This is a genomic window from Pseudoalteromonas ostreae (assembly GCF_018069805.1).
In the GTDB taxonomy this organism is placed as follows: Bacteria; Pseudomonadota; Gammaproteobacteria; order Enterobacterales; family Alteromonadaceae; genus Pseudoalteromonas; species Pseudoalteromonas ostreae.
Genome location: NZ_JAGPYN010000025.1, coordinates 25,459 through 41,071, shown reverse-complemented (window position 1 = coordinate 41,071; position 15,613 = coordinate 25,459). Strand labels below are relative to the sequence as shown.

Sequence of the window (15,613 nt, the reverse complement as noted above, 5' to 3'; positions counted from 1 at the left end):
AGTACACGGATCTTATCAGCAACCACTGCAAAGTCTCGGCCTAGCTTCCCCGTTTCTATTTTTGTTAAGTTAAATTTTATTTCGAATTAAATCACGAACAATAAAGCGAGCAGGGTGAATAGATTGGCTTACTCGTTCACTCAGTGGTAGTGGTTCATCGTTAAGTGCAGCAATTAAATGCTCTGCACACAAAGGCGCACTGCACAAGCCTCGAGCACCAAATCCAGTTAATAGATGCAAGCCTTGTTGTGGCTTTTGTAAAGCTTGATACTGATAACGTTTTCCTACGCGTAAATTGGCAAACGCTTGCATATAATCACTTTGCTGCGGCCATTCTCCGGCCATAGGGAGGTGATCAATAAAACTACAACGTACAGCGGCTTTAGCTGCCGTGATCTCACCTAGACTACTGGCAAAGTCGGTTTGTCCATAAAAGTGAAGCAGTTGCTCGCGATTTGTTTGATTGTCTTGGTCTTTGACTGCGCGGCTTTTTGAGTTTTTCTCAAATGTTGCGCCCATACAGTGATGGTCTAAATAAGCAGGAGTAAAGTAGCCTTTATGACATAGCACGGTTTTTAGTTTACGTGATGCAGGGCTTGCTTGTACATGGGATACTTGACCACGCACGCCAACAATTGGCAGAGCCTGAGTTTGTACAAAACGGTCGCTGTGCTCACCAGCACATACAATAACGTCACTAAATGGGCCAAACTGTTGCCCTTGGCACAATAGCAGCCAGCCTTGCGGGGTTTTCTCAAGTTGTTCGATATCACAATTAAAATGGCTTTTAATTGGTTTGAGTTTATGGGCTTGTTGGAACAGAGCGCTCACTAATTGTGGTGGGTTAACCCATCCACCTAACGGGAAATATACGCCAGAGTAGCCTGTACTTACACCGGCAATTGCATCACCTTGCTCAGGCGTTACGCCGTGCATGAGTTCATTTGGCCACAGCTGTTTATGTTCAATATTTTGATGGCGCTCAATTAAGGGTTGTTTGATCGCGTGTTGTAATACGCCACACCATTGATGATCATAGTGAAAGCCATTTTCAGTGAGTTGCTGATAAAGTCGTTTTGCATATAAAAAACTGTGCGCAAAAAGCTCACTGTGCGGGGAGTTTTTTGCCTGTAAGTGCGGGTAAACTGCACCTTGCACATTATGAGATGCGCCCATCGCGAGTTGCGGATCTTGGCAAAAAAGTTGGCTGTTAAGCCCACGTTTCGCCAAGCTATATAAAATAGCACTGCTGGCTATTCCTCCGCCAATGACAGCGACGTTTTTAAGTGAACTTTGTTGATGAGCCAGATAGGGAGGCGCCGATTGTGCTTGGTTAGTACTGGCTAAATGACCAATCAGCATCTCATTTTTTTTGCCATGACCTTTTATTTTTTGTACCGCAAACCCTGCATCAGCAAGCCCTCTGCGTACAACACCTGCAACCGTAAAAGTTGCAAACGTGGCATTACTACGAGAAATATCCACCATCGAGTTAAATAAGGCTGGCTGCCACATGTCGGGGTTTTTACTCGGTGCAAAGCCATCTAGATACCACGCATCGATAATACCTGTTTGCGGGTAGCTAATAGCTGCAAGTGATTCTTGCACATCACCAAAATATAAATCGAGTATAATTTGACCATTGTCAAATTCAAGACGGTGGCAGCCTGCTAAGTTTATTGGGTACTTTTCCAGTAATTGGTTACTTAAAAGGCCTAAAGTTGGCCATACTTGTAATGCCTTTTGCAGTTCCTTTGTTCTAATCGGATACTTTTCAAAGGAAATAAAATGTAAGCGCTTTACACTCTGTTGTGCTTGGTTGTGAACTTCTTGATGATGACATTGCCTACTGGTTAGGTGATTTTTAAATTGTTGCCATGTATTTAAAAAATTAAGGCCAGTACCAAAACCTGTTTCAGCAATAACGAAATGTGCACGGTCATGATTTTGTAATCGATGAGGCATATTATTTTGTTGATAGAACACATAATCAGACTCAGCTTGGCCATTGTCGTTCGAAAAGTAGACATCGTTAAAGTTGTCAGCAATGGGTGTACCTAAGTTATTAAAGTGAATTTCAGCGTTTTTAATCATGGCATGCAATTAATGAGTACTTTTTTACATTATTTTACGTGTTTTCTTTGAAATAGTCTGGCGTTATTTATAAGCTAGGGATTCAGAGTACAAGTGTACGCTAGAAAGCTGACCACTTAGTTGTAAGTTTCAGCGTAAAATAGAACACAATTTAGTATCAAGCTAAGGTAATTACCCATGAGAAGAGCCGTTATTACGGGTATCGGTGTTGTATCAAGCATCGGTAACAACAAAGAAGAAGTATTAGAATCGTTAAAAACAGGTAAGAGCGGTATCGCTTTTAACCCAGAATTTGCTGAATATAAATTACGTAGTAACGTATCTGGCAAAATTGATATTGACGTTAAAGAGTTTGTTGATCGTAAAGCTATGCGCTTTATGGGCGATGCCGCTGCGTATTCGTATATCTCAATGGCACAAGCAGTTGCGGACTCTGGTTTGTCTGATGAGCAAGTATCAAATGAGCGCACGGGTATCATTGTTGGTTCCGGTGGTGGTTCATCTAAATGGCAGGTTGAAGCGGCTGACATTTTACGTGAAAAAGGAGTAAAACGTGTAGGCCCTTATATGGTTCCGCGTACTATGGCAAGCACGGTATCGGCATGCTTAGCAACACCCTTTAAAATTAAAGGTGTAAACTATTCAATCAGTTCAGCATGTGCAACCTCTGCCCACTGTATAGGCAACGCAGTTGAGCAAATTCAATTAGGCAAGCAAGATGTTGTTTTTGCAGGTGGTGGTGAAGAACTTCACTGGACATTGGCAATGGAGTTTGACGCAATGGGCGCACTCTCTACTAAATATAACGACACGCCTGAAAAAGCGTCTCGTACTTACGATGCTAACCGCGATGGTTTTGTTATCTCTGGTGGTGGCGGTATTGTTGTTGTTGAAGAACTTGAACATGCGCTTGCCCGTGGTGCACATATTTATGCTGAAGTAGTTGGCTACGGCGCGACCTCAGACGGTTATGACATGGTAGCTCCTTCTGGCGAAGGTGCTACACGCTGTATGCGTCAGGCAATGCAAGGTGTAGATAGCATTGATTACTTAAATACCCATGGTACATCTACACCGGTTGGTGATGTTAAAGAACTTGGCGCAATTCAAGAAGTATTTGGTGGTAAGTCGCCAATGATCAGCGCAACTAAAGCCATGACTGGTCATGCACTTGGCGCCGCTGGTGTGCATGAAGCTATTTTCTCACTATTGATGTTAGAGCACAGCTTTGTTGCGCCTTCAATTAATATTGATGAGTTAGATGAGCAAGCGGCAGGCTTAAACATCGTCACAGAGCGTAAAGACGTTGAACTAAATACAGTTATGTCTAACAGCTTTGGTTTTGGTGGCACCAACGCCACATTAGTAATGAGTAAATACAAAGGCTAATTTACTTAAAGCTAATTAGTTTGGAAGCCGAGCAACTTGCTCGGCTTTTTCGTTTTCAAAGTCGGCTATGTTCGTTACAATAGCGGCTCTTCGTGCCAACTGGACTTGTTAATGAAAATTCTTGCAGACCAAAACATGCCACTCGTTGAGCAATATTTTGCTGATCTTGGTGAAGTAACGCGTTTTGATGGTCGTACATTACAAAGTGAACAGCTCATTGATGTTGATGTATTATTAACTCGCTCGGTAACCTCAGTAAATGAAGCATTGTTAATACATGCTAATAAATTATGCTACGTAGGTACGGCGACAATCGGCGTTGATCATATTGATACTGATTTACTCAAACAACGTGATATTGCATTTACGAGCGCACCTGGTTGTAATGCCGTTGCTGTGGCTGAATATGTGATCAGTAGCTTGTTTGCACTGTGCCAAGAAAATGCCTGTACCTTGGAACACAAAACTATTGGGATTGTCGGAGTTGGTAGTATTGGTAGCTGTTTGCGAGAAAAATTAGCCGCGCTTAATGTCACTGTATTGGTATGCGATCCACCTAAGTATGAAGCGGGACAATTAGCCGAGCATACAGATATTGATGAATTGTTGAGTAATGCGGATATCGTCACTTTCCATGTGCCGTTAGTAACGACCGGTAAACACAGTACTTTGCATTTAATGAACAAAGCGCGTTTAGCAGCGCTGAAACCTGGCACTATTTTGATTAATGCCAGTCGCGGCGATGTGGTTGATAATCATGCTCTACTGGAAATTATGCGCGGTGGTGCCAAGCTCGATGTGGTATTAGATGTATGGGAAAACGAACCTTCCATATTAACTGAATTGCTTGAGTTTGTGCGTTATGCCAGTGTCCATATCGCAGGCCATACCTTAGAGGGTAAAGCACGTGGCACGCAAATGCTCTATGAAAAGTTGTGCGAGCTTAAAGGTGTGCAAACAGGCAAAGCATTAGCTGATTTTTTACCAGTGCCCGCGCTTACCCAAGTTACATTACAAGAAACTTTTAGTGAAGCTGATTTAGGTCAGTTGATCCACCTTGTTTATGATGTGCGTCGTGATGATGGTATTTTACGATGCAACTTGGCAAGTGAAGGGTTTGATAGCTTACGTAAAAACTACCCCATTCGGCGTGAATTTAGCACAGTAAAAGTGCTAGGCGCAGGCGCATATTCGCCTTTGCTGCAAGGGCTTGGTTTCGTAGTCGAATAACTTAAAATTTAAACAGCTGCCACAATGGCGGCTGTTAAACGAGGAATACACATGTCACAAAAATATAATGTTGCCGTACTTGGCGCTACAGGCCTTGTTGGTCGCCAAATTATTGAAACGTTGGAAGATCGTAAGTTTCCTGTTGATCAATTGTTTTTATTGGCAAGTAGTCGCAGCGCAGGTGAAGATATTAAGTTTCGTGGTGAAACTATTGAAGTGCAGGACGTTGAAGAGTTTGACTTTAGCCAAGCGCATATTGGTTTATTTTCTGCCGGTGGCAGTGTGTCAGAAAAATACGCACCTATTGCCGCTGATGCAGGATGTGTAGTAATTGATAACACTTCGCACTTTAGAAATGATTTTGAAATACCACTGGTTGTGCCAGAAGTAAATGCAGCAAGCCTTGCTGATTTTAGAAATCGCAATATCATTGCTAATCCTAATTGCTCAACTATTCAAATGATGGTGGCATTAAAACCTATTTATGATGCATACGGTATCGATCGTATCAATGTATCTACTTATCAGGCGGTATCAGGGGCTGGCAAACAAGCGGTTGATGAGCTTGCTAAACAAACGGCTAATCTAATGAATGCTCGCCCAATCGATAGTGAATTATTTCCAAAGCAAATGGCGTTTAATGTTATTCCGCAAATTGATGCTTTTGAAGATAACGGCTACACCCGCGAAGAAATGAAAATGGTTAACGAAACTCACAAAATTTTGGGTGACACAACGATAGCTGTTAATCCAACATGTGTACGCGTGCCAGTATTTTTTGGTCATTCTGAAGCGATTAATATCGAAACACGTATGCCGTACGACTTTGAACATGTTAAACAGTTACTTAATGACGCGCCAGGGCTTGAACTTATAGAAGACGAAGGGGATTACCCAACCCCGGTTACAGATGCAAGTGGTAATGACACTGTTTACGTAGGGCGCTTACGTCAAGATATCTCACATCCGCATGGTTTAAATATGTGGGTTGTAAGTGATAATACCCGTAAAGGGGCCGCAACGAACAGCGTACAAATAGCTGAAGAGTTAATCGCGAACTATCTTTAATTAAAAGTAAGAAAAGCGGCAGTTTGTCGCTTTTTTATTTTTTAACTGCCAAATAATTGCCGCATAGCTGCTAAAAGCGTATAAACTTAATATTAACGATAAAAAACTCTTCTAGCAGATAAAGTTTAAGCTATTACCTTTCAAAGTGTTGCGATGGATATTAAGCCGCAACTGGTTTATAGTTTGCAACTGGAATAGAGCTTGCAAGAAAGACTTAATTAACTATTTATTTATGTACGTTATTTCTGCAAGAAATAATCAATGTTTAAGCGTCTAATTTAATGGCGCTGCGTTAACATTTAAACATTAAAGGATCAGCATGCGCGGTTTAGCTACACTCCTCTTATTAGCGTCTGCATTGGTGGTAACACCGATATACTCCCAAGACGGCAGCCAACTTAAAGGGCCTAAAGGCGTTGATTACGGCGTACAAGGGCGCTCTATTGGACCAATAAAGCCAACCGATACGTTATGGCGTATTGCTGCAAAAGTGCGACCTGATAACTCAGTCAGTATTTATCAAGTTATGCAGGCATTGTATGAAAAAAATCCGCAATCATTTTTAGATCAAAACCTCAATCATATGCGCGATGGCGCGTATTTAAAAATCCCAACCTTAGCCGATATCCGTGCAGTAAGCCCGGAGCTTGCCAAGCAGCGTTCAGAGCAAGATGATGAGTTATGGGAGAAAAAGAAAAATGGTACACTGACGAACAGCGAGATTACCGCCTCGCAAACCAAAGTAACCCAAGCACGCAAAGTGGATGTTGATGAAGCTAAGCAAGAGTTAAAACAAGAAATCAACAGCATTAAAACCCAGCAGGGCAGTCAACTTGTTGAATTACAAAAACAGTTCAAGTCCTCTGTTAATAATGTCGAAGAAATTTTAGTCGAAAACAATAAATTAAAACAGCAGTTAACAGGTGTCTCTAAAGAGCTCGAAAATATTCGTGAGCAACTTGGTAAAGACAGTGAAATTCAACGCCAACTTTCTGAATTGATTGCAAAACAGAACGAAATTATAGAGCAACAACAAGCAAAAAAGCTCGAGGAGACTAGTGAATTTGATTTTGCTGGGCTATTAGCTAATCCACTAGTTCTCATACTGTTAATGACAATTCCAGCGTTATTAATCATCTTTGCAATCGTGATGTTTTTACGTAAGCGTAATAACAAAGAAGATGAAAGCACTGATGATGACGAGTTTTTACCACAAAGCCCTAGTTATACTGCTGAGGAGGAACTTGATTTAGGCCCATCCCTCGACCCAATTATTCCAGATCCAGTTCCAGAGGATGATGCAAGCATTCAGCTTGATGATATTGAGAACGATATTTTATCTGATGACGACGATATTATTTTTGATGACAATATTGATGATGCGTTTGAAGATGATGATAGTTTATTAAATCAAGACGAATTAAATGGCTTACTTAGCGACGACATTGTATTTGATGATGAAAGTGATGAAGCTAAAGAAGAGAATGATGAACTTGATATCTTCATGCAACAAGATTTTGACCAAGCCGATGAGGATAGTTTAGGCGATGACGTTGATTTAGATGACAACAATGATGGCGATATTCTAAGTGCAGAAGAGCTAGATGATTTATTTGCAAATGGCAATGATGAAGCGACTGAATTAGATGACTCGCTTGACTCTGATGATGACCTAGCAGCGCTCAGTGAAGAGTTAGCGAATGAAGCTGATATTGATAACCTAATTGATGAGGCTGGCGATCAAGCAACCGCAGAACCCGTATTGGCTGAAGAAGGCGATGAATTTGATATAGATGATATTGACAATCTAATCGATGAGGCTGGCGATCAAGCAACCGCAGAACCCGTATTGGCTGAAGAAGGCGATGAATTTGATATAGATGATATTGACAATCTAATCGATGAGGCTGGCGATCAAGCAACCGCAGAGCCCGTATTGGCTGAAGAAGACGATGAATTTGATATAGATGATATTGACAATCTAATCGATGAGGCTGGTGATCAAGCAACCGCAGAACCCGTATTGGCTGAAGAAGGCAATGAATTTGATATAGATGATATTGACAATCTAATCGATGAGGCTGGTGATCAAGCAACCGCAGAGCCCGTATTGGCTGAAGAAGGCGATGAATTTGATATAGATGATATTGATAACCTAATCGATGAGACTGGCGATCAAGCAAGCGCAGAGCCAGTATTGTCTGAAGAAGATGAATTTGATTTAGGTGATATCGATAGTTTATTAGAGGGGGCAGCCGAGGAAAAATCGGAACCTGAAGCTGGATCAGCACTTGTTGAAGAAGACGATGAATTTGACTTCGGTGATATTGAAAGTTTAACAGATCAAGTACAAAGCGCGCAGCTAGATGAAGCTCTTTCTGATTCGATGGAAGAGTTATCGAATGTAGAAGATGAACTAGACGTCGAAGACGTTGAATCGATTGCATCAAGTTTAGTTGACGAAGCAGAAGTCGCAATTGAACAAGAGCCAGAGCTTACAGCAGAGCCAGAGCTTACAGCAGAGCCAGAGCTTACAGCAGAGCCAGAGCTTACAGCAGAGCCAGAGCTTACAGTAGAGCCAGAGCTTGCAGTAGAGCCAGAGCTTGCAGTAGAGCCAGAGCTTGCAGTAGAGCCAGAGCTTGCAACAGAGCCAGAGCTTGCAGTAGAGCCAGAGCTTGCAGTAGAGCCAGAGCTTGCAGCAGAGCCAGAGCTTACAGCAGAGCCAGAGCTTACAGCAGAGCCAGAGCTTACAGCAGAGCCAGAGCTTGCAGCAGAGCCAGAGCTTACAGCAGAGCCAGAGCTTGCAGCAGAGCCAGAGCTTGCAGCAGAGCCAGAGCTTGAAGCTTTAGATGACGATTTACTTGATGAAGATGATTTACTTGAAGAATATAATGATCCTTCGCTAAAAAGTGTTGACGATTTACTCAATGAGCTGCAGCAAGAAGACGATTACGTAGAGCCCCCACAATGGTCTGATGTTGATGAGCTTAGTGATGATGTAGAAGAAGTCGAAATCGATCTAGGGGATGATCCGCTAGCCGATGAAGAGCTCGATGATGAATTTGATTTAGCATTGGAAGACGAACTACTTGGCAGTGATACATTAACACCAAGTTTAGAGCTTGATAATTATCCTGATCTTGAACTAGATGATGAAAATACGGATGGTGATGTAGAGTTAACCGATGAGACCGAGCTGGAAACATCAGAGCCAGAAACTCCAGAGCCAGAAACTCCAGAGCCAGAAACTCCAGAGCTGAAGCTTAGTCAAGCTGAGCAAGATCTTGCTAATGCAATGGCGGGAGGCCATGATTTAGATAGCTTAGAACACGATTTTGATGACGAACTATTAATCGAAGATGAGTTACTTGCAGAGGATGAGCCTGTTGCAGAAGATAAGCCAGTTGTTGAAGATGAGCTAGTTGCTGAAGACGAGCTAGTTGCAGAAGATGAGCTAGTTGCTGAAGATGAGCCAGTTGCTGAAGATGAGCTTGTTGCTGAAGACGAGCTAGTTGCTGAAGATGGGCCCGCAGTTGAAGATGAGCTAGTTGCAGAAGATGAGCCAGTTGTTGAAGATGAGCTTGTTGCAGAAGATGAACCAGTTGCAGAAGATGAACCAGCAGTTGAAGATGATCTAGTTGCAGAAGATAAACTAGTTGCAGAAGATGAGCTAGTTGCAGAAGATGAACCAGTTGCAGAAGATGAACCAGTTGCAGAAGATGAACTACTTGCAGAAGACGAGCTAGTTGCTGAAGATGGGCTTGTTGCTGAAGACGAGCTAGTTGCTGAAGATGGGCCCGCAGTTGAAGATGAGCTTGTTGCAGAAGATGAACCAGCAGTTGAAGATGAACCAGTTGCAGAAGATGGGCCCGCAGTTGAAGATGAGCTTGTTGCAGAAGATGAACCCGTTGCAGAAGATGAGCTACTTGCAGAAGATGAGCTACTTGCAGAAGATGAGCTACTTGCAGAAGATGAGCTAATTGCAGAAGATGAGCTAATTGCAGAAGATGAGCTAATTGCTGAAGATGAACTGCTTACTGAAGATGAGCTAGTTGCAGAAGATGAACCAGTTGCAGAAGATGAACCAGTTGCAGAAGATGAACCAGTTGCAGAAGATGAGCTAGTTGCAGAAGATGAGCTAGTTGCAGAAGATGAACCAGTTGCAGAAGATGAACTAGTTGCTGAAGACGATCTAGTTGCAGAAGATGAACTGCTTACTGAAGACGAGCTACTTGCAGAAGATGAGCTACTTGCAGAAGATGAGCTACTTGCAGAAGACGAGCTAGTTGCAGAAGATGAACCAGTTGCAGAAGATGAGCTAGTTGCAGAAGATGAGCTAGTTGCTGAAGACGAGCCAGTTGTTGAAGATGAGCCAGTTGCAGAAGATGAGCTACTTGCAGAAGATGAGCCAGTTGCTGAAGATGAGCCAGTTGCTGAAGATGAGCCAGTTGCTGAAGATGAGCTTGTTGCAGAAGATGAGCTACTTGCAGAAGATGAGCCAGTTGCAGAAGATGAACTGCTTACTGAAGACGAGCTAGTTGCAGAAGATGAGCTAGTTGCTGAAGACGATCTAGTTGCAGAAGATGAACTGCTTACTGAAGATGAACTGCTTACTGAAGATGAGCTAGTTGCAGAAGATGAGCTAGTTGCAGAAGACGAGCTAGTTGCTGAAGATGAGCTAATTGCTGAAGATGAGCTTACAGATACATTAGAAGATGAATATCGTGGTGATTTCGCGACTGAACTTGAAGATTCATTGGAACAATCGTTGTCAGATGATCAGCTTGATGATGATTTTATGGCAGATCTCACCCAAACAGATTTTGATACATTGCTTAGTGAGTTGGCTGAACCTGAGTCCTTAGCAATAGATGATAGCAGCGAGTTTGAAGTTGATTTCAATGCGTTGCTTAGTGAAGATCTTGCTGCACTTGAAGAGCTTTCAGTACCTGATGATGTGCCGTCGGCCGAGCAATTAAGTGAAGAAGCGAATGCATCAACAAATGAGGACATGATTGCGGATGAATTTGTCGATATTGATGCTTTGATTGAACAAAGTGATGATACAAGCTTAGATTATGAACCTTATGATGATGTAAATATGGATGTCGGATTAAGTGAGTTTGATGCCTTACTTGCTGGAGATAACCCAACTGATGTTGATGCTGAAAGTGGCGGTTATTCTGCAAAACTTGATTTAGCACGTGCTTATATTGAAATAGGGGATATGGATGCAGCCCTTGACGCTATTGACGAAGTGATAGCAAATGGTCCCGATGAAGTACAAGAAGAAGCACAAAGCTTAAAAGCAAAATTACTGTAAGTTGTTTCTGCATTTATAGTTAAAACGGGGAGTAAATTTATTTTACTCCCCGTTTTTTTAGCAATAGAAAAAAGGTCGCTTGGCTACTGTGCGCTTAATTTGTATAGAGTCACTTTTATTGCAGCGTCAGATAGCATAAAATGCCCCGTTCATTAGCACAGTAGGTAAAGCAGTAATTATGCGAGTAGCACTTGGAGTTGAGTACAACGGCGCCCGTTATAGTGGTTGGCAACGTCAATCGCATGTAAATAGCGTACAACAAGAAGTAGAAACCGCGCTTTCGCGTATTTGTAATCATCCAGTTGAAATCGTTTGTGCAGGGCGCACTGATGCAGGCGTGCATGGCACTGGGCAAGTTGTACATTTTAATACCGATGCTGAACGCGATATGGTTGCATTTACTATGGGTATGAATACCTTGTTACCGAAAGATATTGCCATTCGCTATGCAAAACCTGTGAGTGATGATTTTCATGCACGATTTAGTGCTACTGCTCGTCGTTATCGTTATGTTATTTATAATAACGCCTTTCGAGGTGCAATATTAAATGAAGGCGTTACGCATTTTCATCACCCACTTGATGAAACTAAAATGCAAGAGGCATGTCAATACCTATTAGGTGAGCATGATTTTACATCATTTAGAGCTTTGCATTGTCAAGCGAATACTGCTACACGCACTATTCATCACTTATCGGTTGAGCGACAAGGCAGTTATGTGATTATTGATATTAAGGCTAATGCATTTTTACACCATATGGTGCGTAACATTACAGGTTGCTTAACCGATATTGGTATTCATAAGCAGCAACCTGTATGGTTAAAAGAGTTACTTGATTTAAAAGAGCGAGCTAAAGCCAGTGCAACGGCAAAGGCGGCAGGTTTATACTTAGTTGATGTAGATTATCCGGCGCAGTTTGAAATTCCGTCGACACCACTTGGCCCTTTATTCTTAACGGATGCACAAGGTTAGTTGGTGATAATTTAAACATTGTCTAGCAGGCATTTCACTACTAAGACCAGTTTTTTATACCGCCTGTGTGGAATTCATGTTTTAATTGAAAAAATTTGTCTGTCAATAATGATTTGGCAGGAACGCAGCAAAGCACAGAATAGTATTAAGAGAGTTGCAAATGAGTTGGTTAGAAAAAATCCTACCTAAAACAACAAAGTCTTCGGCTCGTAAAGAGATCCCTGAGGGTGTTTGGGCAAAGTGTACAGATTGTGATTCGATTTTATATAAAGCTGAATTAGAAAAATCACTCAATGTATGTCCTAAATGCAATCACCACATGCGTGTGAGTGGCCGTAAACGCCTGGAGCATTTTTTGGATGATGGCGACCGCCAAGAGCTTGGCACGCAGCATGAACCAAAAGATATTTTAAAGTTTAAAGACTCGAAAAAATATTCAGATCGTATCGCAGCCGCACAAAAATCAAGTGGCGAAAAAGACGCGCTAGTAGCGATGAAAGGACGTTTAAAAGGCATTCCAGTTGCCGCCGTCGCATTTGAATTTTCATTTATGGGTGGTTCAATGGCATCGGTTGTAGGTGCACGTTTTGTTGATGCGGTTGATCAGTGTTTAGAACATAACATGCCGCTAATTTGTTTTTCAGCTTCAGGTGGCGCACGTATGCAGGAGGCGCTGATGTCGCTTATGCAAATGGCTAAAACCAGTGCTGCACTTGCAAAAATGAGCGAAAAAGGCCTCCCGTTTATTTCAGTAATGACTGATCCAACCATGGGTGGTGTTTCTGCATCACTCGCCATGCTTGGTGATATCAACGTTGCAGAGCCAAAAGCCTTAATTGGCTTTGCGGGTCCTCGTGTTATTGAACAAACTGTACGCGAAACCCTACCTGAAGGCTTCCAGCGTAGTGAGTTCTTGCTAGAGCATGGTGCTATCGATATGATCATCGACCGCCGTGAAATGCGTGATACGCTTGCCCGTATACTGGCTAAATTTATGGACTTGCCTTCTACGGAACAAGAGCATAGAGTAGCGTAAATTTCAGCTTTACTGATCACACGCTATGACCAAAAACATTCCTAGCCAATCATCAAGCCTTGATGATTGGCTTTGTTATTTAGAAAGTGTTCACCCGGCAAATATTGCTATGGGGCTAGAACGCGTTGCCCACGTCGCGAATGTAATAGGCTTACTCGACACACCTAGCAAAATAATCCTCATTGGTGGCACTAACGGCAAAGGCACTACGGCTCGTTGTTTAGAGACGTTGCTACTAGCACAAGGTTATTCCGTAGGAACTTATGCGTCACCTCATCTAATTCATTACAACGAACGCGTACGCATAAATGGCGCTGAGCTTGATGATCAATTCCATGTTGATGCATTTGATTTACTAGAGCAGGGTCGTGGTGACACACCACTCACTTATTTTGAATATGGTACTCTAGGTGCATTGGCGATTTTTAAACGCCATGCTGTTGACTATGTGCTGCTTGAGGTGGGCTTAGGCGGGCGTTTCGATGCCACTAATATTGTTACCCCATTTGCCAGTGTGATCACTACCATCGATTTAGATCATAAAGAATACCTAGGCGATACACGCGAGTTAGTGGGTTATGATAAAGCAGGTATTTTTCGTACCGGAACCCCGGCTATTGTCGGCGATTTAAATATACCGCATACAGTGACCGATTATGGCCGTGAGATTAATGCCGATATGTATTTATCAGGCCAACAGTTTATTTTTGCAGAAAATGAACAGACGTTTAGTTGGCAATATCAAGGGCATCAGCTTGAATTAACGAAACCATCTATTCCGTGTCAAAATGTAGCGACAGCGCTGACCACATTAGCGGTGTTAAACTTATTGCCGGACGAGGCAGTGATCCGTGATTGTTTAGTTAATTTAGTCGTTGAAGGACGTTTTCAGCAACTAAGTAGTGAGCCAATGGTCTATACTGATGTGGCACATAATGCTGAATCTGCTCGTTATTTAGCGCAAAAGTTAGCAGGGCTTCGTGATCAAGGCTTTAAAGTTCAGGCATTAGTCGCTATGCTGGCTGATAAAGACAAAGTCGCTGTATTAAATGAAGTTAGCTCGGTAGTTGATGCGTGGTGTTTAGCCGGACTTAATTGCTTTCGTGGCGATAAGGTAGAGAATTTAGCTAAATCCATGGATAATGTACACACTAGCGCGCCAATTGAACAGTATCAAACAGTTGCAGACGCATTGGATCGTGTGCTGCCACAGCTCGATGAGAAAACGGTGTTAATTATATTTGGCTCCTTCTTCACTGTTGCAGCTGCCATCAATTATTGGAAAAAATAGAGAGGAATCAGGTGAACTCAGGCTTTATAAATCGTTTAGTCGGCACAACTATTGTGGTGATTGCAGCTATCGTGTTTATTCCTAATATTCTTGATGGCGAAAAAGTACATTACAAAGAAGGCTTTAAAGCTATTCCGGAACGTCCTGAGTTCACAACTATTGATTTGCAAGATTCAATAGATGATCAAGTCGCTAATGCACAACAGCCAAAGGAAGAGCCTGAGGAAGATATATCGGCAGATGATGACCTACTCTCAAGTTCCTCTGAAGCGGTTATAGAGACGACGCCAGTAGCGCAAAAAATGGTTGAAGCATCGACAGATCAAGCAACTGTAGCAACGACTACAGCACACCCTGCTGAAAAAAAGCCAGAGCCAGCACGTAAGCTTGAAGATAATCTATCGAAAATGGCATATGTAATTCAGTTGGGGAGTTTTTCCCACGCCGCAAACGTAAAATCGTTACAGGCTAAACTCAATGATAAAGGGTTTAAAACTTTTACCCGTCCAGTTAAAACACCAAATGGTACTTTAACCAAAGTTTTTGTGGGTCCGTCGCTTAATAAGGCGGAGCTTGAGAGCAAACTCCCTGAATTAAAAGCGCTTACTAAACTTAACGGAAAAGTTACTCAATTTGAAGTGGCAAAATGATCTGGCATTTAGTGCTGACCTCTTATAGAATGCGCCCCAAATTAACGACTAGTTGGTTCATATGATCTGGGTTGATTACGCCATCTTTGGCATTATTGCACTGTCTACTATTATCGGTTTAATTCGTGGCTTTATAAAAGAAGCAATGTCTTTGGCTGTATGGGCTGGCGCATTTATCATATCTAGTTTGTTTTACCAATATTTAGCATCATTCCTAACAAGTATTTCTGAACCCCTTTTAAGAAATGCAGCGGCCATTGCCATATTATTCTTTGCGACGCTATTGTTAGGCGGGTTGTTAAACTACCTGCTAGGTGAACTTGTACAACGTACTGGTTTGTCTGGCACAGACCGTGTTTTTGGCATTGTCTTTGGTGCACTTCGTGGCGTGTTGGTCGTGAGCGCGTTACTCTTCTTTCTTGATGCTTTTACTGGTGCACCCAATACGCACTGGTGGGGTAACTCTATTTTGATCCCAGAATTTGGCTTTGTTGTTGAGTGGTTTTTTTCATACCTCGAAAATAACTCTAGCTTTTTAAATTCGGTCAACCGTTAATCG

The 15,613-nt window shown here is 42.3% G+C and carries 10 protein-coding genes; 9 read left to right on the top strand and 1 reads right to left on the bottom strand.

The genetic code is table 11. The features are described 5' to 3' along the window. Window positions 1-69: 69 nt before the first annotated feature. Window positions 70-2,094: a bifunctional tRNA (5-methylaminomethyl-2-thiouridine)(34)-methyltransferase MnmC2/FAD-dependent 5-carboxymethylaminomethyl-2-thiouridine(34) oxidoreductase MnmC1 gene (mnmC, locus tag J7338_RS17155; RefSeq protein WP_210798161.1), complete on the bottom strand. Its 2,025-nt coding sequence runs from the start codon at window positions 2,092-2,094 to the stop codon at window positions 70-72. Window positions 2,095-2,271: 177 nt separating this feature from the next. Here mnmC and fabB point away from each other — a divergent pair, with 177 nt between their 5' ends. From fabB to J7338_RS17110, 9 genes are all read left to right on the top strand, one after another. Next, entirely contained in the window at window positions 2,272-3,483 is a 1,212-nt protein-coding gene (gene fabB / locus J7338_RS17150; protein WP_210798160.1) for a beta-ketoacyl-ACP synthase I, read from the top strand. A 111-nt stretch (window positions 3,484-3,594) separates the two neighbouring features. After that, window positions 3,595-4,713, top strand: coding sequence for a 4-phosphoerythronate dehydrogenase (locus J7338_RS17145; protein WP_210798159.1), 1,119 nt, complete (start codon window positions 3,595-3,597; stop codon window positions 4,711-4,713). Between the two features lie 51 nt (window positions 4,714-4,764). Beyond that, window positions 4,765-5,781: an aspartate-semialdehyde dehydrogenase gene (locus J7338_RS17140; RefSeq protein WP_210798158.1), complete on the top strand. Its 1,017-nt coding sequence runs from the start codon at window positions 4,765-4,767 to the stop codon at window positions 5,779-5,781. Window positions 5,782-6,100: 319 nt separating this feature from the next. Next, window positions 6,101-11,104: a FimV/HubP family polar landmark protein gene (locus J7338_RS17135; RefSeq protein ID WP_210798157.1), complete on the top strand. Its 5,004-nt coding sequence runs from the start codon at window positions 6,101-6,103 to the stop codon at window positions 11,102-11,104. Window positions 11,105-11,282: 178 nt separating this feature from the next. Then, window positions 11,283-12,077: a tRNA pseudouridine(38-40) synthase TruA gene (gene truA, locus J7338_RS17130; protein ID WP_210798156.1), complete on the top strand. Its 795-nt coding sequence runs from the start codon at window positions 11,283-11,285 to the stop codon at window positions 12,075-12,077. A 160-nt stretch (window positions 12,078-12,237) separates the two neighbouring features. Further along, on the top strand, window positions 12,238-13,113 hold the full coding sequence (accD, locus tag J7338_RS17125) for an acetyl-CoA carboxylase, carboxyltransferase subunit beta (protein ID WP_210798155.1): 876 nt from the start codon (window positions 12,238-12,240) through the stop codon (window positions 13,111-13,113). Window positions 13,114-13,138: 25 nt separating this feature from the next. After that, entirely contained in the window at window positions 13,139-14,404 is a 1,266-nt protein-coding gene (gene folC, locus J7338_RS17120) for a bifunctional tetrahydrofolate synthase/dihydrofolate synthase (protein ID WP_210798154.1), read from the top strand. A gap of 11 nt (window positions 14,405-14,415) precedes the next feature. Continuing rightward, on the top strand, window positions 14,416-15,054 hold the full coding sequence (locus J7338_RS17115; RefSeq protein WP_210798153.1) for an SPOR domain-containing protein: 639 nt from the start codon (window positions 14,416-14,418) through the stop codon (window positions 15,052-15,054). A 61-nt stretch (window positions 15,055-15,115) separates the two neighbouring features. Further along, window positions 15,116-15,610 carry a CvpA family protein gene (locus J7338_RS17110; protein WP_054206292.1) on the top strand — a complete coding sequence of 165 codons (495 nt, stop codon included), beginning with the start codon at window positions 15,116-15,118 and terminating at the stop codon, window positions 15,608-15,610. Window positions 15,611-15,613: the final 3 nt, after the last annotated feature.

Bases quoted from the DNA above. Each gene is read 5' to 3' on its own strand.
- mnmC (WP_210798161.1), bottom strand. From the start codon at position 2,094: ATGATTAAAAACGCTGAAATTCACTTTAATAACTTAGGTACACCCATT.
- fabB (WP_210798160.1), top strand. From the start codon at position 2,272: ATGAGAAGAGCCGTTATTACGGGTATCGGTGTTGTATCAAGCATCGGT.
- J7338_RS17145 (WP_210798159.1), top strand. From the start codon at position 3,595: ATGAAAATTCTTGCAGACCAAAACATGCCACTCGTTGAGCAATATTTT.
- J7338_RS17140 (WP_210798158.1), top strand. From the start codon at position 4,765: ATGTCACAAAAATATAATGTTGCCGTACTTGGCGCTACAGGCCTTGTT.
- J7338_RS17135 (WP_210798157.1), top strand. From the start codon at position 6,101: ATGCGCGGTTTAGCTACACTCCTCTTATTAGCGTCTGCATTGGTGGTA.
- truA (WP_210798156.1), top strand. From the start codon at position 11,283: ATGCGAGTAGCACTTGGAGTTGAGTACAACGGCGCCCGTTATAGTGGT.
- accD (WP_210798155.1), top strand. From the start codon at position 12,238: ATGAGTTGGTTAGAAAAAATCCTACCTAAAACAACAAAGTCTTCGGCT.
- folC (WP_210798154.1), top strand. From the start codon at position 13,139: ATGACCAAAAACATTCCTAGCCAATCATCAAGCCTTGATGATTGGCTT.
- J7338_RS17110 (WP_054206292.1), top strand. From the start codon at position 15,116: ATGATCTGGGTTGATTACGCCATCTTTGGCATTATTGCACTGTCTACT.